Origin of the sequence: Neobacillus sp. GCM10023253, assembly GCF_042653105.1 — a bacterium.
Classification (GTDB): Bacteria; Bacillota; Bacilli; order Bacillales; family Cytobacillaceae; genus Neobacillus; species Neobacillus citreus.
The window spans coordinates 22,426-44,421 of sequence record NZ_JBHSHV010000017.1 but is presented as its reverse complement, the minus strand read 5'-3'; the positions used below and the strand labels follow the sequence as shown (position 1 = coordinate 44,421).

General features: G+C 34.6%; 13 protein-coding genes. 3 read left to right on the top strand and 10 right to left on the bottom strand.

Annotation, left to right across the window (positions count from 1 at the left end; all coding sequences use genetic code 11):
- Positions 1-40: 40 nt before the first annotated feature.
- The 9 genes from ACFPA1_RS20530 to ACFPA1_RS20490 form a co-directional block, all read right to left on the bottom strand.
- Positions 41-1,879 (bottom strand): DUF7017 domain-containing protein, encoded by a 1,839-nt coding sequence (locus ACFPA1_RS20530; RefSeq protein WP_378585096.1) that lies wholly within the window; start codon positions 1,877-1,879, stop codon positions 41-43.
- Between the two features lie 14 nt (positions 1,880-1,893).
- Complete coding sequence (locus ACFPA1_RS20525; protein WP_378585095.1) at positions 1,894-4,740, bottom strand: nuclease-related domain-containing protein; 2,847 nt, start codon at positions 4,738-4,740, stop codon at positions 1,894-1,896.
- A 303-nt stretch (positions 4,741-5,043) separates the two neighbouring features.
- Positions 5,044-5,754: a hypothetical protein gene (locus tag ACFPA1_RS20520; RefSeq protein WP_378585093.1), complete on the bottom strand. Its 711-nt coding sequence runs from the start codon at positions 5,752-5,754 to the stop codon at positions 5,044-5,046.
- Positions 5,755-5,778: 24 nt separating this feature from the next.
- Positions 5,779-8,358, bottom strand: coding sequence for a UvrD-helicase domain-containing protein (locus ACFPA1_RS20515; protein WP_378585091.1), 2,580 nt, complete (start codon positions 8,356-8,358; stop codon positions 5,779-5,781).
- Positions 8,359-9,430: 1,072 nt separating this feature from the next.
- Positions 9,431-11,179: a UvrD-helicase domain-containing protein gene (locus tag ACFPA1_RS20510; RefSeq protein WP_378585089.1), complete on the bottom strand. Its 1,749-nt coding sequence runs from the start codon at positions 11,177-11,179 to the stop codon at positions 9,431-9,433.
- Positions 11,164-13,242: an AAA family ATPase gene (locus ACFPA1_RS20505; protein WP_378585087.1), complete on the bottom strand. Its 2,079-nt coding sequence runs from the start codon at positions 13,240-13,242 to the stop codon at positions 11,164-11,166. Before ACFPA1_RS20505 ends, ACFPA1_RS20510 begins: the two co-directional genes overlap by 16 nt.
- Before the next feature lie 1,026 nt (positions 13,243-14,268).
- Positions 14,269-14,796 (bottom strand): hypothetical protein, encoded by a 528-nt coding sequence (locus tag ACFPA1_RS20500; protein ID WP_378585085.1) that lies wholly within the window; start codon positions 14,794-14,796, stop codon positions 14,269-14,271.
- Positions 14,774-16,018 (bottom strand): DnaB-like helicase C-terminal domain-containing protein, encoded by a 1,245-nt coding sequence (locus ACFPA1_RS20495; RefSeq protein WP_378585084.1) that lies wholly within the window; start codon positions 16,016-16,018, stop codon positions 14,774-14,776. The genes ACFPA1_RS20500 and ACFPA1_RS20495 overlap by 23 nt, the downstream gene beginning before the upstream one ends.
- A 22-nt stretch (positions 16,019-16,040) precedes the next feature.
- Positions 16,041-17,009: a DnaD domain protein gene (locus ACFPA1_RS20490; protein WP_378585083.1), complete on the bottom strand. Its 969-nt coding sequence runs from the start codon at positions 17,007-17,009 to the stop codon at positions 16,041-16,043.
- Between the two features lie 609 nt (positions 17,010-17,618).
- Here ACFPA1_RS20490 and ACFPA1_RS20485 point away from each other — a divergent pair.
- From ACFPA1_RS20485 to ACFPA1_RS20475, 3 genes are read left to right on the top strand one after another with little or no spacing between them, the layout of a single operon-like run.
- Positions 17,619-19,103: a spore germination protein gene (locus ACFPA1_RS20485; protein WP_378585081.1), complete on the top strand. Its 1,485-nt coding sequence runs from the start codon at positions 17,619-17,621 to the stop codon at positions 19,101-19,103.
- 8 nt (positions 19,104-19,111) lie between these two features.
- The gene (locus tag ACFPA1_RS20480) at positions 19,112-20,197 is read left to right on the top strand and encodes a GerAB/ArcD/ProY family transporter (RefSeq protein WP_378585079.1); all 1,086 of its coding nucleotides are present in this window, start codon (positions 19,112-19,114) and stop codon (positions 20,195-20,197) included.
- Positions 20,198-20,210: 13 nt separating this feature from the next.
- The gene (locus ACFPA1_RS20475; protein WP_378585078.1) at positions 20,211-21,341 is read left to right on the top strand and encodes a Ger(x)C family spore germination protein; all 1,131 of its coding nucleotides are present in this window, start codon (positions 20,211-20,213) and stop codon (positions 21,339-21,341) included.
- Between the two features lie 231 nt (positions 21,342-21,572).
- Here the strand turns inward: ACFPA1_RS20475 and ACFPA1_RS20470 are convergent, their stop codons facing one another.
- Positions 21,573-21,989, bottom strand: coding sequence for a hypothetical protein (locus ACFPA1_RS20470; RefSeq protein ID WP_378585076.1), 417 nt, complete (start codon positions 21,987-21,989; stop codon positions 21,573-21,575).
- Positions 21,990-21,996 lie beyond the last annotated feature (7 nt).

Sequence of the window (21,996 nt, the reverse complement as noted above, 5' to 3'; positions counted from 1 at the left end):
TAATAATCATTTTACCATTTGAAATATGTAGGAATAGATCCTAATATTCTTCATTAAAATATTCCGTTTGTTCATTCTTCTCTATAGACGTTATTTTTTCAACTGTCCATCCCCATTCGTTTCTATTCTTGTTGAACCTTCTCTTCTTGATATAATCCACCTTGTCATAATTTTGAATTTTATGTTCCTCAACCAATTTAGGAGAGATAAATGCATCATCTACAAATGCAAATGGATTAATGTATTCTTTGTCAACATGGCCGACCCCGGTTTGAACAAAATTAGATAGAAATGTTTCATCCCCCGGTGCAACCTTATAAATCTTAAATAAATCTTTTTTCTTATTATCTTCAAACATTCTTACTTTTAAAGCTTCATCGGCTATCCAGTGATGAGCCTCTTTAATGGAATCCATGTAGAAATACCCTGCTTTTATAGGTGAAAGGTTGCTATCTCCAAGGTATGCAAAATTAATCACACCTCTATTTTTGTTAATATATGTAACAAAAATAGAGGTAAACGGAAGCGTTCGATACAGAATTTCTTCAGCTTTGTCAGCGTATTTTTTCAAGTCATCTCTACTTTCAGCCGACTTTGCTTCAATATACCAACTTTCATTTTTCCATCCTTCAAGTTGCTGAGATATTTTTCCCCACTTCTTCATACGAGTAGAAATTAATTCATCCAATTCATATTTCGCATTTGAAAACATCTTTTTACTTACAAGAATAGGAATGATCTTTTCTTGCAATCCGACAATCATATCAGGTTTTGACTTACAAAGTAATCCTGCACATAAGCAATTGAATTTTTCCTCATCATTTACAAGTTCACTAATTAGATCCCAAACCCAAAAATCCTTGCTTTTCATTCTTGCAAATGCAGTAACTGTTTCTAGAGCCTCATCTTTCCTGTTCACTTTCATCAATAATTTCGCTTTATAATACGGGAGCCATTCAAAAGAAGGATTACTTTGTATTTGAGTATTCAGCACGTCGATAAATGAATTAATCCTTTGTTCCGTTGCCATAGAAATATCCAATGATAACAGTTTTTTCGCATAAAAATTCAATACATCTTCTGCCAATGACCTAACTTCTACATTCTCACCTTTATCATTAGTAAAATTAGTCTTTTTATAATCTCCTTTGTCAAACCAACCGAATCCAATAGTGTCCATAAATTTAAGATAGTTTGTATTGTTTAATTTGGTTTGAAGTTCTTTTATAAGTAAACGCGAAGCTGAAGTTTCATCATTAACATAAAACCCTCTGTTCTCAATAAACTTCGCTTCATTCCCACAAAACCTCAACAACTGTGGAAAAACTTTATTAGCAAACTGCTCTCCTTGCATCACAACCCGTCGAATGGACCAAAGGATTGAATTTACTAACGTTTTCTTGAAATCGTTAGCAGTAAAACTACTGAAAGGATTGCTATCGAAAGTAATAACCGCATTATTGTTAAGAATCACTAAATTGTGTATATAATTGTCAATGTTCCCTTCAGAAGTCTTCAAATAATCATACATGATCCAGCCAAAAGTGATTACTGCATCCTCATCGTCTTGATTTGCTTGAAGATACGGAAGGAGTGCAATGAATGCCTCTTTTCGCTTCCCTGTTTTTCTCAGTTGCTTTGCTTCTTCAATTGGGTCTGGGTCCAGTTTTCCACCGTTCCTAGCAATTTTCTCAAACAACTTATCTAATTTGCTTAATATTTCCGTTATTTCCGAATACTCCTTTTTAAGTTTTAATTGCTGCACGAAATAATTACGATCGATGCGATTATATGCGTAATCTTGCAACAAATTGAATTTCACAAAGTACTTGGAACAAATTTGGTACAAGTCATCTTTAAAATTTTTGGTTGTGTACATTCTGTTCACTTCCTTTAGTCAAAAACATAGATTTCTTTTATCAATCCAACAATTTCTGAGAAAAGTTCCTTATTTCCATCAATGTAATAGAATTTAGAAATCATGCCATCACCGGTATACCAAAGTTGGATACGTACCTTATTCTCTTGATTTGAAAAATTTAATACCAAATTCCAATCATGAAAGTCCAAAACTCTCATTTGAATATCATGATTTTCTAAGATAGCAGCAAACTCTTGCAAAAACGATTGCATTACTCCACTAGGAAGATCCTTTGAAACTGGTTTTAATAAAGACAATATAAGTGCAAAATCCTGCTGTTCACCTGACTTTAACCTTGGTATCTTCATTTCTCCTCTCCCATTGTAATCGAAGAACAATTCAATTTTTTTGTCATTCATCTCCAAAGTGACAATCTCTAAAAAATTTTTTGAAGCTATATTTGAGATAGTCGCCACACCTGACAGCTGGGTTTCCAAATAGTTTTGAAGCTGTTCGGAAAAAGTTTGGCCCCCATTGGAGAGCGATAAAATGATGTTACTTTTATTTGGAGCTGTTATGGTTGTCGACTCACTAAATTCCGTCTTCAAGAAAGGAGAGATTGGTTTCCAATTGACCAGTTGAACATTATTTAATCCACTCGATATCCCAGTATAGATCCATTTGAAATATCCCTTATTCGTTTTACCTCGGTTTTCATCTTGATTTGTATTAAAAAACACCGTTTCAAAAGAATAAGCCATTGCCTTATTCACCGTCATCGCCCAGCCAAACTTTACTCTCGCTGCATTTAAAAGCTTAAAATATTCGCTAGTTGGCACTTTTAATTTTGTCAGTACCCGATCTCTGTACGCCTTTTCAAAACGAGTCAACTTCCGTTTGTCTTTGGAATCTCTATAAATTTCTTTCCCATCTTTTTTGGATGTAATATATTGATCAGGATGCTGTAACATTTCTTGGTATTCCACACTTCTTTCAAAAGGTTCTTTATCAAAAACCTCCTTTTCATAACTCGATAATACGATTTGATAGGCAATAATCTCTTTTGTTTCCAGCTCATTCTTTATAGCTTTCAAGTAATTATCGAATACAAGAGTTTCAATAATACTTCCATCCTGAAGCTTTATTTGGCAAGGAATAAATCTTAATATTACTTTTTCGTCTTTAACGACCACAGCTTTTTCGATTATATGATCATGATCTACAGTGATAACTTCGCCAAAATAACCGTTGTCCACCCTTTTAGGTTCAACAAATGAAAAAGGTTGTTCATTATTATCAAATGGCGATAAATCATTTTCCACCAATCTTGGTCCATAAGCTTGAATCGTTGAATTAAAAACAATGTAATCCCTTGCCCCTATTTCTCCGCTATTTTTAATTAATTGCTTCTTTATCCAAGTATTCACTTGATTTGCTTGCTTATTGGAAAAAACAAGTATCTTACTGCTGGTTGGATTTAACCAGGTTTCCTTCAATATATTGGTTTGATTTTTCTTTTCGCAGATGGTAATCTCTTCGCTAGAGTATATAAATAACTCATTATACCGTTCTTCCCGTATATTCTTTGCAATCTTATTACAAACTTTAATGATTTCAGAATCTCCGTTATGATCCGGCAGCTCTGTATTCCCTATTTCTGAAAAGATACCTTTTAGATCAAGAAGCGCTTTTAAGTATTCTGGATTAAGTGCATTTTCAGTGTTCGACCCATAACTCAGCTTATTTTTGTCTCCAATGAAAATAACCTTTCTCTCGGGATTGGACTCCAAATCGATATAATTTAGGACATCATCTAATAAATGCCCTGAACCAAATTGCAGCAAATCTGTATCGAAATCCGAATTAGTAATCAGCTGACTATCATCGATAATATACAGGGCTTTAGCTTGATCATGGATTTCATCATGTCCTTTTATAGGAATTGTCTTTTTGTAAAATTCATCTATTGTTTCACCCTTGAAATCAAATACTGTATTAAATAGTGAATCGACTTCTTCTAGTTCTGGATTGTTCCTCAGCATCTTCCTTCTCAATCGATTAGAGTAAGCAAATACTGAGGCATCAGTAAAACCTAAATCGAAAGCCATTTCTCGAATATCAGGAATTAGCGCAGTTTTGCCACTTCTCGTATTACCTGTTAAGGTCATAATTTTGCTATCAGATATTAGAAATTCCCGAATTTCTTGCAAGGAATCGCAATTTTTAGTTCGTTCTGCAACACGCGGTACGTGCAACTCCGGTTCAAATTGTATATCAAACTGGTATTCATTCGCAGCAAACAAAGTCTTTGTAAAAGTTTGTCTTCCCTTTTCGGACAAATAATTTATATTCCCATCAGCCATGACATCAAGGATATCGACAATTTTGTTGAGATAATTGTTTGAATCAACAATCGAAAAACTAATTTGGAACTGGCGGGGAATTCTACCTACGACTTCTATGTTATCGTGAAAACAAACTACAGTTGATATAGACTTACGCTCAAAATCGTGCAAACGATATTTAAGTTCATCTATCAGCTTTATCCGCTGCTTGCCAAGTTGACTAAATGGATTCGGGGAGCTTCCTCCTTTAACCGTTACATCACCATTTAACACCCATCTACCAAATCCGAAATATTCCTCGGATGGAAGTTCTAGTGTCCCACTATAATCTTTAAAATCAATAATAAGTATTTGACTTTCAGTAACCAACAAGCAGTCCATTTGCAAATCCTCTCGCACAATGCACTCTGGCATTCCTAGTAAAATACCATCCCATTGTCTTTGCTCGAAAACTTGTGACAACTCAACCGATATTTTCCTAAAAAATTCATTTTCGTACGACTTTGAGGATTTGCCTTTACGAACCTCTAACATATATTTAGCCCCCCTTAGCACTATATTTTGTTGTTGCCTGATACTAATTGTCACTTTGTCTACCTAGTTTCCATTTTTTATCGCCACAAAAGCACCAGCCCTTAAGTTCTTATATGCACTTAGGCATCCAACCTTATTATAGTACCAATCTCTTAATATTTGTAAAAAAATTGAAGGGAAAATCCACTAAATACCTAGGTCTCAGAAACTTATAAGTATTTTTTTGATTGTAAGTTTTTAAACAATAAAAAACAAGAAGTTGTTTCTAAACTCAACTTCTTGTTTTATTAGCCATTAATCCTTTTAAAATGGCAAATCATCATCACTTATATCTATTATATTTTGATTATAAGGAGTGGATGGAACATTGCTGTTTTGCTGCATACTCTCTTTTAGCAATTCAATCTCATTCTCCAGATGGTAGATTCGTTCCTCGTAATCATTTTCTAACTTCTTTACTTTACTATTTAGATGGCTTACATGTCTTCTAAGCTTGATTAATTCTTCATTACTTTGTTGAGCTCCCGCCCATTGACCGTTTCCATTAAATCTTGTCTGTGATTCAATTCTTTGTAGGATGGCGAGCATTTCATCCTGTTTTTTTCTGCCTTCTTGATTTTCGCCTTCAGAGTTGGCATTGTTGATTCCTGTCAGGAGTTTTTGAAACTGATCATCTATTTTGGTGATACTCTCTTTTTTACTATCGTTCATGAGTTTTTGAATCATCTTCATTTGGTCATTAGCTTGTCTTTTCACGATTTTTTCTAGATTTTCTACTACTTGCAGTTCATTAAGCGATTTGATTTCCTCTAGTCGCTCCAACACCTCTTCTGACAAGGAGGATAGTTCCATGACATTCACTTTTTCATCTAAACCATCTATTGCATCATAGAATGCTTCGAGCACAGAGCTAAAATTTGAGATGACCTTATCAAGCTCTTTTGTTTGGTCAGAAGCCTCGGTAAATTTCTTAATTAACTGTTCAAGTGCTTTGTTGTCTGTCCCAGCAGCCATTTTATTTCCCCTACTTCCGTAATTTTATGATTTTGCCGAAAGAACAACTACTTTTCCTGATTTACGCACCAGTTCATGATATTGATGTTTAAAGGGATCTATTTCGTTTAAAATAAATCTCTTGGTTAGTCTTTCATCATTCATTTCTATCAGGATTTTTAATGGATTCGTTTCTAAACCCTCCATTTCCTTATTTAGGTCATATCGTTCAACGTAATTGGATAAGAGGATTGCTTTCAATAATGCTTTGGCATCTTTCCCTCTCTGTAAATATGGGATCGCCTCATCATATTCCTTTAACTCCAACAGCTGCTTGCCGCAAAATGCATAGTCCTTTGTCAATTTACAATCCTTTTTAAGTTGGCACCTTTTTATACCTTTTTCTGCAGCCTTGATCAAATCAAGGTTTTCACTATTAATAACCGTTTTATAGGTTGCAATCGCTTGGTCAAAATTCTCACCTTGCTCCAAATGAAAGGCATTCTCCAACATATCACCAGAAGAAGATTGCTCTTGAAGGCCCAATTGCTGAATATCAAACTTCGTGATTACATCAACTTTTTCCTTTAGCCAGTTGGATGCTGTTTCAGGCAGGTCATCTTCAATCATGCCCAAGCCATCCCTTGCACGGGTGATGGAGACATAGGCGAGATTAAAGTAATAGCGATAAACCTCGGATTTTAATTTTGTTGGTGAATTTAATTTGGCAAATATGTCCGTCCACTGTTTGTTATTGTCAGAAAAAATGTTATACGTAATGATGTATTTGTTCTCAATCCCCTTAATTTCAGAAACGGTCATAATCCTTGATTCCAAATCTGGGAAACTCTTTATTAACTCCGTTTTCGTCCGTTCGTTCCCGACTACGATATATAAGTAGCTTTTGTCCTTTACATAATCCCACAACAGGGCCTTATCCCCCCGAAATAGATAGGGATTCCTCGTTTCTCCTCTAAGCGGTTTCTCTGTGTAATTCAACTCCTCGTTCGTTGCGATCGACTCTTTTCTTAACAACGAAATTTCATTAGCAAAATCAACGATATTTTTACTAGAACGATAATTTTTTTCGAGTTTTCCTGTGCTATAATTATCAATGCCACCTAAAAATCTGAAAATGCTTTCAATCCTGCCTACATGGAAGAAGGTTGGATTAATCGTTTGATGAAAGTCACCGCATACAAAAACATTGTATTTCGATTTAAGTAGCTGGTAGAGATAATAAACCTGGATTTCAGTTAAATCCTGCACCTCATCAATAATGATATAATCATAGGTCGGGAAGACATTCTGCAAGGCTGACCTTACAATTTTCCCCTCCTCGTAAAACCCTTTCCCCTTAAGGGATTCCATGTACGTGTCAAACCGCTTAAAAATAGTAACTACCTTATTACGCTCCTCACCGTAATAAAGGCTGTCTCGATCTTTTAAGTGATAATATTCATCCTCCGATAATTCCTTTTTAGAAGCAATTTGTTTGTTATATTCAGAAATAACATTATTTCTAAAGGGTTCCGAACTGCCAAATTCAGCTTGGATCGAACTACAAATTTTATTCAACTCCACACTGAGGCGGAATGTTTGATAATTCCATTCAATATAGTTTTTTTGTTTTAGATAGTTCAGGGTATCCTTATGAAAATTTCTTGTAGGCAATTCAAAGGAATTCTGCCAACTAGGCCCAATCATCCCTTGAAAAATTCCTCTCCGTTCCTTCCATAATCCAGTAGGATCAAACCTTGAAAGATTATTTTGCGATTCATACCATTCTTTAAACTTTTCATATGTAACAATTTTTCCTGCAAGTGGGTTATGTTGTTCGAGATATTCTTCGACCGTCTGAAATTCAACTTTATCCTGGAAGTCTTTTCGCTCAAACCCATATATCTCTTTGGCCATTTTTTCGAACAATGTTTTCGTCTGCTCTTTCAGCTTATTGGAATATGTAAAATAAGCAATTTTTGACTCAGGAGATTCTCTTTTGCTTTCAAGAAACTGAATAATTTTATAAACACTGATTGTGGTCTTGCCGCTTCCTGCCGATCCAAAAACAAATTGCCCCTTATCGATGTTGTTCACCAGACTTTTTTGTTCAGGATCAAGGTAGTAAAAGTTTCCTTCCTCTCCGAAAATATTCACTAGCTGCTCATTATCAACGTCGATATTTTTAATAATCGTAGTTGGAGCATTTAGGGTATAGTCTAGGATATGCTCTTTCTTGTCTGCTTCCGTTATAATAATAGCCTCTTCCGGAAGAAGCTCACCTTTTGTGATTTGTTTAGCAAAATCCCTACGTTTGGCCACTTTAATCTGAGAATCATGATTGCAGTATTCCAGAAGAATCAAGCTGTCTTTATATTCTTTTTCTATGTTCGGATGTAGGTATTCGGCTTTAGAGCATAAGACCCTGTCACCATGGACTTTGAATTTATAGATTCTTTGACTGATAGATTCCACTCTCTTAAATCCTAAACCAGTAGGAATAGCATCAAAATTATTATGATATTCTCTCAGAACCCGAATGAGATACGATATTCTTTCATTCACATCTTGTTCCTTTTCCCTTGGAACTGTTTTATAGAAGTTATGAAGCGCCAATACTTTCACGAAGATCACCTTTTCTTTGTGATTTCATCTGGTCGTGCTTTTTATACAAGTTTATTACTATTTTACTATATGCTTTTTACCATTCCTAGCTATCTACCATTATTTCCAGATCGTAGGTAGGCAAAACGTCCTGACTACTTTTTTCTTATCGACAAAATTCCAGGAATTGTAAGCTTCATAAAATACTACACCTCCAATTGTAGTTGTGTGTCTAACAATTGTGGTGCAGTTCACAGTCCCCTTTTCCCTTCTTATTTTAAACAATCTAGGTCTAATGTCAGCTTTAAGGATCACCTTTTTCACATGCACTGTTGGTAAATGCTCCTCAATAATAGATTCATGCCCATGGTAGAGAGGGACAGGCACCAAAACTCAACAAATACTTAAAAGGCTTTATTCAACATCATACCTTGATCATTAATCATTTCTTTAACTACTTCTAGTGAAACCGTCGCAGGATAAAACTTTACATCTATCTTTTCCTTCAGCTAGATGAACTTTCGCTAATCTAACCTGTTTGCAGAAGACTGATATAATTGATATTGCATAATGTAGCACCTTCTCTCGGAAACAAAAGAAAAAGGCTTCTCAAAAGTTTAATCAACTAATGAGAAGCCTCTTTTATATACCTGATGTTAGCATTTTGTTAGCAATAGCTTTAAAACCCTTATTTATTAAGGGTTTTAGCGGTCATCACATCATGCCGCCCACAGAATTCTAGAGTGTAATATTGTTAACATTGAGTGCAGAATGTGCGGTAAATCAACGTTTTGGATGTTTTTAATTGTAATATCTTTAACGGAGATTTACCTTTTTTTATGGGATTGCGTTAGCAAAATGTTAGCAATTTGCTAACCCACATTATTTATATTACTTTTGTATCTCTCAATCTTTATCCATACTCCTATTTCTTACAACGTAAGGCACACCTGTGAATGCGGCTATAGTCCTGATACAACTTTAGAGTTAATTCCGCTCTTTGAGTTAAAATGAATGTCATAATCATTTATTTTATTGTTTTCTGAATGTCTTGTTTAATATAATTTATTGATAGAAATAGACGTATTTAAATTCATACAAATTGTTCAGAATTATATATAATCATGTCACTTTCATACACATACGTTGTGATAAAATTTCCAAACAACTCTTGAATTTTAGAACAGACAGCTTTAATAAGCACTTCATCCTTAGCCTCAGAAATATAATTAATTATCAAAGCACTTTTTGCACGTGTACAGGCAACATAAAACAATTTATGTGCATTTTGATTTGATACAGTTCCATTAAATCCTTCCATAAATAAACTATCGAAATTATATTGGTTCCAACTTTGTTGATGACGGATATTAATAACCACTTTATCAAACTCGTCCCCTTTAACACCATGCAACGTTTGAAGCCTAGTCTCATTATTAATTTGTCGATATAAATTCAAATACTCTTGTAGCTGTATTTCAAGTAATTGATCAATAAATTCTGCCTTATCTAATTCAGCATATTCCTTAATTATTCCATTTACCTTTTTGTTACTTACTATATTCTTATTAATCAACCCCTCTAGCATAGTTCGTAATTGTTTCTCAGTATTGAAAATTTTATTTAGTTCTTTATTTAGATTTGTTAGGTCAGCTAATCCAAAGCTATCTCTATTCAGATTTTTTAGGAGTAACTGGTGATTTCCAGCGAGATAATTAGCTGCCATTGGTAATACTGTTTCCATTAGAAAATCTAAAAAAGTATCTTCTCTCTTTAACAGTTTGTCGTTTGTTAAATTTTTATATTCTTCTGTAAATACTCTTGATATATTAATAAAACCTACTTCTTCTGCAATCTCTCGATGATTAAGAAATAATCTTTGATAGCCACCTAAATTCCCACCTAGATGTTGTTTCAAATACATATCATCCTTGTTTACATTAAATATAAAATCTAACTTTTCATACTTAATATCTTGATTTTTATGTTCTTGGTGTAATCCATCATTTCTCAATATATTATTTGCTAGAATGATTTCTTTACACGACCTATAGTTGTCAAGTTTCGGAATTACTTCATATTGATAGTAATTGTAATCAATATCTAAAGCTTGTCCAGAATAAATTTGTTGCATTCGATCACCGAATAAACCAATAACCAAGTACTTCTCTTTTTTGTGTAATTTTATAGTATCCATAAGTTGTAATAGAATGTCTTTGTTTGTATCCTGAAATTCATCAATAAATATATGAGTAAACCCATTTATGAACAAATTAGCAAAAGTATTTTCTTTTAGGAATCTTATTGAAATGTTTATAATATCTTTATGACTAATTACTCCTTTATATAAAGCTCTATATCCCTCATAACGTATTTTATCTAATTTACAAGTATTGTATTTTATTAGTTTTGCCTTATTCTTTTCTAAATCCAGCTTCTTTTGTTCTACGTTCGTATTTTTACGAGGTCTTTCAATTAGCCTTTCAGCCTTTCCTATTTCATCAATGATTTTATTTTTGTCTTCTTCTATCATATCAATGATTGCTTTTTTTAACTCTAATTGGAATTGATTTATAAAATCCCAAAGAAATTCATGCAAGGTATTAATCTTTATTCCTTGAATATGTTTAGTTCTCTCTCTTATTTCATTCTTGGCGATATTTGTATAAGTGATACAAAGTATAGTAGGCTGTGATACTTTACTATGTTTAAATTCACTTTGAATATAATTTAGTGTTTCCATTAATGTGTGTGTTTTCCCTGCGCCAGCACCAGCCTCTAAAACAAAACTCGTGTCCTCATTAATACATTGGATAATCTTTTCCTTTACTTCTCTAACCATAGTAAGCCCTCCTTAATGTATTGAGGAACTTTCCAATCATTATACATTAGTAGGTCCAACGCAAAGTTAGTTTTATCAATATTTCTTACAATTTCATAGGCATGATCTTTTAGTATTGATTCAGTAATTTCATTTTTCTCCATTTTATTTAGGCCACCATCTTTTGTTTTAGAGATGGCTTCAATAAGAGATTGGAATTCACATGCTTTAATAGACTTTTCCAATGAAGTTGCATTTTCGATAATGAATTGTTCTTCAAAAGTCCTCCCCCAAACCAATCTGTCATCAGTTGGTCTTTGAAAGGTAATTCTTTTTACTCCTTTACCATCTTTATTAGTTTTTATTAACACATCACTAGATTTACATCTATCAAGTAGATTTTTAATGTATAATTTTTCGCCGGTACTGTTAAACCAATCTTTTATAACTGCATTGGATGACTTTATGCTATATGTATTTGCGTCATCTCCCTCTTCTGATATATCACATTTACAAGTTTCATTATGGCTGCCTGATACCGAATCTATATCTGTGATAATTAATGTTTTAAGTTGTAAAAAACTTAAAAGTTCATTAAAAGTATGAGCATAGGCACCACCAACCTCTACAACGGTTAAGTGTTGCTTGGATAAGGATGTCTTGTGTTCATCGTCAAACTTTTGAATCAAGAGTGAGATCAACATTCTCTCTACAGTACCTTCAACTAAAATTGCTTTATCGGCAAAAAACAAGTCGCAAGTATTTACCTTAAAGTACTTTTTCACGAATGTTTCTAAAGAAGAATACTCTGGTATTTTAAAAAAGGCGCTTAATGACCTAACATCAATACTATTAGAATTAACACTAAAAAATCTAACCCCTGATAAATTGGCATTCTGTAGTATATAGGATGAATGCGTTGTCAATATTCGATATACATTATGTTCTGTACCAATTACATCAGTTAATTTTTTCAAAAAAGTTGATTGCATTTGTGGATGTAAGTGTGATTCAGGCTCTTCAATAAATAGGATGTTAAAGACCTTGTTCTCTTTTTTTACTTTATCTATATAAGTTACTAATTGAATAAACATATACATCATGTTACTAAAACCTAATCCATTATAGGATTCAGGCATTAACAATTCGTCAATTTTATATTTTAGTTTAGAATTTCTTTTTAAAATATCTTCAATACTAAATTCGGAAGAAATTTCTACACTTTGAGTAGCACTTTCCATTATATTCTCGTTAATTGAAGTTAATAATTCTTTAAATAGTTCACTATATTCACTATTTAGATTTGTTTTTATGTTACTAATTGACGCTCTGTAAACATCTTCTTGATTTAAGTCACTATTTTCCTTGGTAATAAATTGGTAGTATTTCCAAAGTGCATTAGAGATACTTTGTAAATTTTGATCAGACGTATCATCAACTTCTCGTTGTGCTGAAATAATACCTATATTAAATAGATTACTAATTTCGTTTACATCAACTGAGTGTTCATAAAATTGATTAGGTTTTGAGCAGTAACCATTTATCTTATAGTAATTTGAATAGTTTCTTTTAAAGAAATCAAAAAATGTGACTTCTTCTATACCAGATTTATATTTAGTTGTTAGTTTCTTGTTATATTTTGTAAAATCATCAACACAAGTCTTTAGGCCCCTGAACTCATACTTTAATCTAATTATCAGTTCCTCGTTATTTGTAAACTCAAATAATAAAGGTTTAATTAAAGCAAGGTTATCATTTGCTTCGATACTAATGTTCAGATCCATACTAATTGTAGGGAAAAGTGCGTCAAGATACCTAACTTGTTCCGAGCTTTGTGAAGAATCCTCCGCTAATAGCAAGTACTTAGAATGTATATCATTTACCAGACTGCTTGTAATTGAATAACTGCTAAAATCTTCTAACCTAAATGATTTCTTCGGTAAAAAAAACTTTATAAATAATTCCGAAACAGAAGTTTTCCCAGTATTATTTTTACCAACTATTAATGTCTCATCTGAAATATCAATTGATACATTATGAGATAGTTTCCTAAAGTTATTTATTACTATTTTGTTTAGTCTCATTTACATCCCCCGTGCTTTTTTATTTTACTTAAATTTCTCATCTTCTATCATCAACACAGTCACACCACAATGTATTAGCCCCTCTATCTTTTCAACTTAATTATTCAATATCCGATAAACACTAACCCAAAAGCTTCAACTTACCATCTTTAAATAGAAAGTAATATGTCATTTCAATGCCAAATCCCTTTCAAATTACTTCTGGTCAGCTTTCACGTAAATTTTTGTAACCTTTCATATTTTTAAAGGGAATACATTTAAGAATTTCTCTTTATTTTCCCTAGTTATTTTTTACCATTATAGTTTAATTGTATATTTTACCTACTAATTTTTCTACAATGTTTGATAAAATATTCCATATTCAAATCAGACTCATATTTTCAACCTACCTTTAACAGTAAAAATGCTATGGCTCTCAAGTGTCGTTAGAAAAACACTAGTCACCCATTGCATTTTTAAATATATTTCTAAAATTAAAGGATACTGATGTCATTCTCTAATCAAGGAGAGTTTAAATCATCCTGATAATATTATTATGGAAAATGTTTATCTACACCTTACGCAAGAAAAAAGAAGCTTCCCACAAGTTGTTCAACTTATGAGAAGCTTCTTTTATTTTTCTTAATGTTAGCATTTTGTTAGCAAATCACTTCAAAACCCTTATACACCAAGGGCTTGAGTGGTCATCACATCATGCCGCCCATTATTTATGGGTCAACGTCCCAAAATTGCTTTCAATTAACCCCCGGTTTAACTCGTTTACAACCAACAGCCAGGATAGAGTGGAAATTTAACAATGACGAATTCAGGTATTTCAATCGCGCCCATCTGGGCATTACCTACTATTTAAAGGCTGATATTTTTTCATTAAAAAAACGAAAAAGTAGCTTCCCTGTTGAGATAACCGCTTTTATTCCGACTACCGACGGTCAAAGTCGAACGAACACTTAGTTGAAATAGGATTAGGACTTACTTTTAACTTGGTCATATCACTATTTCAAACGTAAGTGTATTTCCTTCTCACACTCATCCCACCTTCTCAAACCGCCCCAATATGGCTGGAAAACTCGTGAAATCCTTCCTCATCTCCCGAAAGCTAACCACCTCTTTTCCTCTCACAAACTCGAATTCTAGTGGATATTCATGACAGTTTAATGGGCTTTGCTGAAATGTTTCGGTAAAGAATTGGATCGCCTCTTGCGGGCTGCTGGCAAAGATGAAAAAAAAGTCCTTCTTGTTCATCTTCAGGGAGTAGATGCGAACCTTATGAATGCCTAATACATTCTTTCGGATCAATTCCGCTACTATTTGGTTATCTGCTTGAACTGCGTCTAATTTGGAAATGTCGTCCTCTAAGGAAATTTTCTGTTCCGCTAGTAAATGGTAGATGTAATGAGCCAAAGTAGATTCTTCAAAACGAAAACTATCTTCGTAAGCTTCCTTCACCAACATGTGATTACACCTCATTATTTGATTATAATATGGTCCGCCTGCTTCGTCTTTAATAGCTGCTGAACGGCTATACAAGATGTTAATTTTGTTCCTTTTTGTCATCAATCGCTCCCGTACACTCGTTGTAATACACGGCGATCCTTCCAACTTCGCCATTTCGGTTTTTCGAGACAATGATTTCAAGGGAATGATCTTGAGACTCCTTGTCATAATAGGCTTCGCGGTAGAGGAACAAAATGACATCGGCATCCTGCTCGACACTTCCCGATTCCCGAATGTCAGACATCATTGGCCGTTTATTGGCCCTTGATTCCACCGAGCGATTTAGCTGCGCCAAACAGATGACCGGGCAATCAAAATCCTTCGCCATGTTTTTTAGGGATTTTGATATTTCCGTTACTTGTTGATGGGCATTCCCTCCGTACGATTGACTGGATTGGATTAGTGTTAAGTAATCGATAAACAGGATCGGTTTCTTACCAGGAAATTGATTCATCAGCTTTCTCGTTTTCGCTCTCATCTCGGCAATCGTTTGTCCCGCACCATCAAAAATTTGCATATTGGTTTCCGTGAGGTCACCGATGACATCCGACCATTTATCTTTTTGACTTTGACTCAGCATTCGTTTCGGATCCCGCATTTTCGCACGGTTAAATCCCCCTGTCGAAGCAATTAATCGTTTGGTGATCAGTCTCTCAGGCATTTCTAAGGAAAAAACGAGCGGCAGATACCCAGCCCAACCGGCCACTTTGGCAAAATGAAGCATCACGTCGGTTTTTCCCATTGACGGTCTGGCCGCAACAATCGTGACTTCCCCGCCCTGAAAGCCTCCCGTCATGTCGTCGAGCTTCTTGATCCCCGTTGGGACACTTTTCAGGCGTAATTGATCTTCCCAGGGTGCCTCATAGATGTTTGCCAACGCTTGTTGTAACGAGGTGTGATCCTCAAGCTTTAATTGGTTAATCTTATCCAATTCGTTAACGACCTTCGCAATCTCCCAGTCATTCATGGCAGCGAGTGTTAAGATGTTTCTCTTTTCCCGCTCCTTCCATGACTCCAGAATGAGCTTTTCCATTCCATCGAACTTCTCAATGTCTGCATAGGACAACAGCTCCGCAAGATAGGACATTCCCCCTACTGATTCAAGGTCGGACAGGGTGGAAAAGGTGATCAAATCAAGGTTCTTGCCGGTACGTTTGAACTCCACCATTTTTCGCATGATTTCTTTATGCCGTGCACTTTCTAGCTGTTCTGGCTGGATCACAGTATCCGTGAGTAAGTACTCCGCCTTCATCAAACTGCCTAAGAACGCTTTTTCCGCCATACTCATTCCTCTTCACCTGCCGTTAGATCAAGTTGGAATCCACTTGGAATATCTCTTCCGGTACGAACGATTTCAGTTGATTTTCTTGACATTGGTACTGCATGTTGGGGTGCCTGATGGGATCAACATCTGCTACGGTCAGTAACGATTCATTTTCCCAGTTTCTAAGAATCGCAACTATATAGTTAAGCCTTCGCTTGTTATTCGCACAGGCAATCTCCATGGCTTTTAGGATCATCTCTTTCGGCTGTAAAAAGCTAGAATCCTCTAACCATGCTAACAGCTGCTGCTTCGCCATCACATTTGTAAAACCAAAGCCATTCGCGTCCCAAAACTCGATAATTTCATTCACATCTTCCGGTTTAGTAAGATTCTCTAAATCTGGGGCGTCCCCCATATCTGGCTGAGAAGCTATCTTTTGTTTTTGTTTTTCTTTTTCTTTTTCTTTTTCTTTTTGCCCACGTATCGTATCACGGCAAGTCGACGTATCGTAAAACGTTTCGTCTTCCGTATCGGTATATGTATCCTGTTCCTCGCGTTCACTACCCTCGTTGCTAAAAAGCATTTCTTCTTGTCTACTAGAAGATTCGTAAAGGCTGCTAATCCCGAGATTGCTAATGAATTCCGAAACGTACGAAATAAGCGAGCGATCCTTGACCTCTTTTAGCTCGGAAATGATACAGTCCATGATCGGTTTCCCGCCTTTATGCAGGTTATATTCCCCCCAGTATTTAATCGCCAGTTCTTTTGTTTCCGGATTGTAGCGAATCAACTGATGATGCTCGGTAAATCGCTCCATTAACGAATGAACAGTCTCCATTGAATAGCCCAAATGAAAAGCCATTTGCTTCTTCGTTATTCGATAGATGCCAATTTGAGTTGTTTTCGAATTTGTCAGCAGATAGAGGTAAAAATACTTCTCCTCCGGAGTCATCTCTTCCACAACGGGACCGTTCCAAAATTCAGTTCGCACCATTCGGTACTTTGCCATCTTCAACCACCATCCTTATTTATTGGAAAACTCCATCCTTTCTCTATTTAGGGTTTGGTGAGGAAAACGGATAGGGTGGTTTTCATAAAAAGGTGTATATTTTGTGACAATAGCTTTTCTTACGGAAGACAGAATGGTCCCCAAAGATCGGTGGCCAAATGATTAGGCATGTCATTCAAGGGAGTTATCGTGAAGAGCCGTCGGAAAGACACATGTCATATTTTGAAGATCTCGATTGTTGGGTAGTTTTCTGGAGAAAAAACGGGCTACAAGATGATTTATGCCTAAGGCTGGAATATTCATTTATAATATGGTTATGAATATTCCAGCCTTTTCTTTTTCAACCCTGGAAATTTTTATTAATAAAACTAGAACCTCATTTACTTATGGTACGGTTCACCGTATTGTATCTAAAATGAGGATTTTTCACCCTCTTTGATTACGCAGCTACTTATCCTGTTTCCACTCAGTTTATTACACCTTTTTTTCTCTTACAATTCAGTTCAAGAAATAGTCCATAAACTACTTTTTGGCCTTACTTCTTTGTAAAACAAGGATAAATTTTTTTTTATTTCAAATAATAAAAAAAAATTATTAAGGATTGTTCAAATGACAAACACACCAAATAAAAATAACTGCCCAAATTATAAAAAAATTAAATATATCCTCAACCAATCACCAGATTTACTTTGCAGGACAATTGAGGTCGCTGGAGATTGTCTTGAAGTTGTCTTTATGAAAAATTTAATTAAGGGTGAAACAGTTAATGAATATGTTATTAAATTCATTCAACAGCTGCCAAAAAAAGATATAACCTATTCTTATTTAATAAAGAATATCCCCATTGACGAGGTAAAGATTGACTTTAAGGAACAGGAGATTATTTCTTCACTTTTAAATGGATTCGTTTATATTTACGTATTAAAAGAAAATAAAGCCCTTTTAGTAAATTGTGCTGATCCAATTGAAAGATCTATCGAGAAAGCAGAAACTGAATCTTTGGTATACGGCCCTAAAATTTCGTTTACAGAATCATTGACTTCTAATATAAAAATTATCAGACAAAATTTAAATAATTCTAATTTGTGTACGGATGAATTAGAAATAGGAGAACGTGTTAAGAAGAAATTAAGAATTATTTACATGAAAGATTTAACGGATGAAGACATACTAAAAACACTTAAGCAGAAGCTTGAAACTATTACAATTGATGATATAAGTGACAGTTCAGTTTTGGCACAGTGTCTTGAAGATAATCATTATTCTTTTTTTCCTCAGTTTATCATGACAGAACTGCCCGATCGATTTCTCTATTCTATTTTAAATGGACGGGTTGGTATCCTTTTAGATCGAAGCCCAGTGGCAATTATTGGGCCTGCTAATTTTTTTTCTTTTTTCGAATCTACAGAAGATATTTATTTACGCTGGTCTTTGAGTACTTTCATAAGATTTATACGTTTTGTTGCTATGGCTGGATCACTGCTCTTTACAGCATTCTATGTTGCAATCCTTACCTATCACTATGAACTTATACCATCTAAATTGTTAATTGTCATTGGGCAATCACGTTCACAAGTCCCTTTTCCCCCTCTACTAGAAGCAATATTAATGGAATTATTAATTGAATTACTTAGAGAGGCAGGGGCACGTCTTCCATCAAAAGTAGGTCAAACAATGGGGATTGTTGGAGGGATTGTTATTGGTCAAGCAACTGTTGAGGCTGGCTTAACTAGCAATATTTTAATTATAATCGTGGCATTTAGTGCATTAGGAGCTTTTTCGGCCCCAATTTATGAGATGGGGACTGCTATAAGAATTGCCAGATTTCCTTTCATTATTCTAGCGGGTGTGGGGGGTTTTAATGGGATTATGATCGGTGTCTGTGTACTGGTTGTCCACTTGTTAAAGTTGACATCCTTAAATAGACCTTACCTTGCACCTCTTTACCCGCTTAGGATAAAGGATTTAAAATACGCCCTTATACGTCTTCCACACCATTTTTATAGGAAACGTCCTGTTGTTAATCGCCCATTAAACGTATTCCGGATAGGATGGAAATCTCAAAAAACAGAAAACGATCTAGATGAAATTTGAGGTGGATAATGAAATCAAATATTAATTTTGTTAACGCCTATATGGCTTTCTTTATCATTCACACTTCACAAATCGGTATGGGCATACTTGGCGTCCCTCGGATTCTTTTTCATGAAGCTAAGCAAGATGCCTGGATCAGTGTTCTACTCTCTGGACTATTCATTAGTGTTATCATTTGGATGATAATTAGCATCCTTGCTAAGTATGAAAACTGTAATCTTTATGAAATACACGAGAATGTATTTGGTCGCTTTATAGGCAGTATCATCAATACTTTTATGGTTATTTACTTTATTGCAGCACTTTACTCTATCATCATCGCTTATGTTGAATTGTCCCTGACATGGGGATATGAAGGAGTTGATGAATGGGTAGGTGTTTTAGTGCTATTATTAGTAACCATTTATGCCGTATCTGGCGGATTCAGAGTAATTGCAGGAACATGTTTCTTATCCTTCTTAATGACTATATGGCTGGTATTTGTTTTTTATCAACCAATTGGATCGATAAACTTCACTAGAATTTTACCCGTCATGTCGGCAACCCCAGCACAACTAATGAAAGGAGTATTTAAAACCAGTTTTACAATGTTAGGTTTTGAAACCTTATTTTTTATTTTTCCATTTATAAAGGAGAAAAAAAAGCTGCTTTTTTTCAGTCAATTAGCAATCTGGTTTACTACACTTTTAGTATTTATAACCACTGTTATTTCAATCTTATTTTTTAGTCCAAAGGAATTGGAAAAACATATTTGGCCTGTGGTCAGTATGATAAGCACGGTCCATTTTCCATTTCTTGAACGGTTTGAATTTATTGCCGTTCCATTATGGATATTAGTTATTTTTCCAAATTTATGTTTATACCTGTTCATTTCTTCAAAAGGAGTAAAGCAAATATTTCATTTAAAACAAAAACATGGTATATGGGTAATCTCAATAATCATTTTTATCACGAGTTTTTTTGTCACCAAAAGAGTCGACAATAACCTTTTTTTTGATCAAGTTGGTCAAGTCGGCTTTTACCTATGGTTTATCTATCCAATCTTGTTATTTTCCATTTCAATCATTAAATCTAAACTTTTTTCACATTCTTAACGGAGTTGAAAAGATGAAAAAATGGCTTATTCTATTTTGTTGTCTTCTCTGTACTGCATGCGTGCCCCCTGAAAAAATATTAGAAAGGCAAGGGATTTCAACTATTATTGGTTATGATTTACTTGATAAAGATACATATAAAGGCTCTATTAGCTTGTTGCAATTCGACCGTAAAGAAGAAAAAACAAGTGAAACCATTTCTGCCGTCGGTACTACAAGCAAACAAATAAGACAAAGGTTAGAACAGCAAACAAGCCACGACATTACATCTGGACAATTGAGGACAATACTTTTTGATAAAGATATAAGTGAAAAGATAGGAATTTCATCTTTTTTAGATTCAATGCAGCGAGACAGCAGCATTGGATCATTAATATTTTTGGCCATTACAAACAATACTGAAGAAGTCATTAAAAATAATAACTATGAAGAATACCCTGAGATGGGGTCATATATTTATCAATTATTGGATAAGCAAGCAAGGAATGAAATGTTAATAAACTCCAACCTGCATGATTTTTTCTCCACTCTATATGAAATTGGCATCGATCCTACCTTACCTATTATATCGAATAAGAATGGTGCAGCACCCTATATTGAAAAGGTGGCATTATTAAAGGATGATAAAATGGTCGGTTCTATTTCTTTGACAAAAACCTTGTTCATAAAATTATTCACCAATCGCAGAGCTTCTTTGGGAGATATAACATTAAACATTCCTCTAGAGGTTTTAGAAAAAAAGGAAATACCACTAGTCGAAAAGCCAAAAGGAGATAAATTTAATATTACAATCCGCCCAATAAAGCACCGTGGAAAAGTTGAATTATCTAACGAAGATGACTTTTATCTAAACGCAACGATTAAGGTTTCAACTATAGAATTACAGCCTGCAATTACTCTTAACAATAAGAAATCTATAAAAAAATTGGAGCAACTGCTTGGGGAAGAACTAAGCAAAGAATTGGGGGATTTTCTTGAAGAATTAAGAAAATTAAATACTGATCCAATTGGCATTGGAAGAAAAATAAAAAGCATCAGAAAATATTCCAATTTAAGTGATAAAGATTTGAGGGAAAAGTATTCAACATTAAAGTTAAAATCAACTATTAAGGTTGAAATAATACGAACAGGTGCTCTTGATTAATAAAGATAGTAGAGAAAAATACTCTACTATCTTATTCTTTCAAGTATATTTCGTTCAAGAATATTAACTAAGAAGAACCTCATTTACTTATGATAAGGTTCACCGCATTACAAATAGGAACTTTGATACCGATGGTCTACGTCGGACGAATGCTTATTTGAAATTAACATATAACCAGGAATGATGAATATTTCAAATGTAGATTTATTTCCTTCCCACACTTCCCCCCACCTACTCAAACCGCCCCGCTACGGCTGGAAAACTCTCAAAATCCTTCCTCATGTCCCGAAAGGTAACCACCTCTTTTCCTCTCTCAAACTCGAATTCTAGTGGATATTCGTGATAGTTTAATGGGCTTTGCTGAAATGTTTCGGTAAAGAATTGGATCGCCTCTTGCGGGCTGCTGGCAAATATGAAAAAAAAGTCCTTCTTGTTCATCTTCAGTGAGTAGACGCGAACCTTATTAATCCCTAATACATTCTTTCGGATCAATTCCGCTACTTTCCGGTTATCTGCTTGAACTGCGTTTAATATAGACATGTCGTCCTCTAAGGAAATTTTCTGTTCCGTAAGTAAATGGTAGATGTAATGAGCCAAAGTAGATTCTTCAAAACGAAAACTATCTTCGTAAGCTTCTTTCACCAACATGTGATTT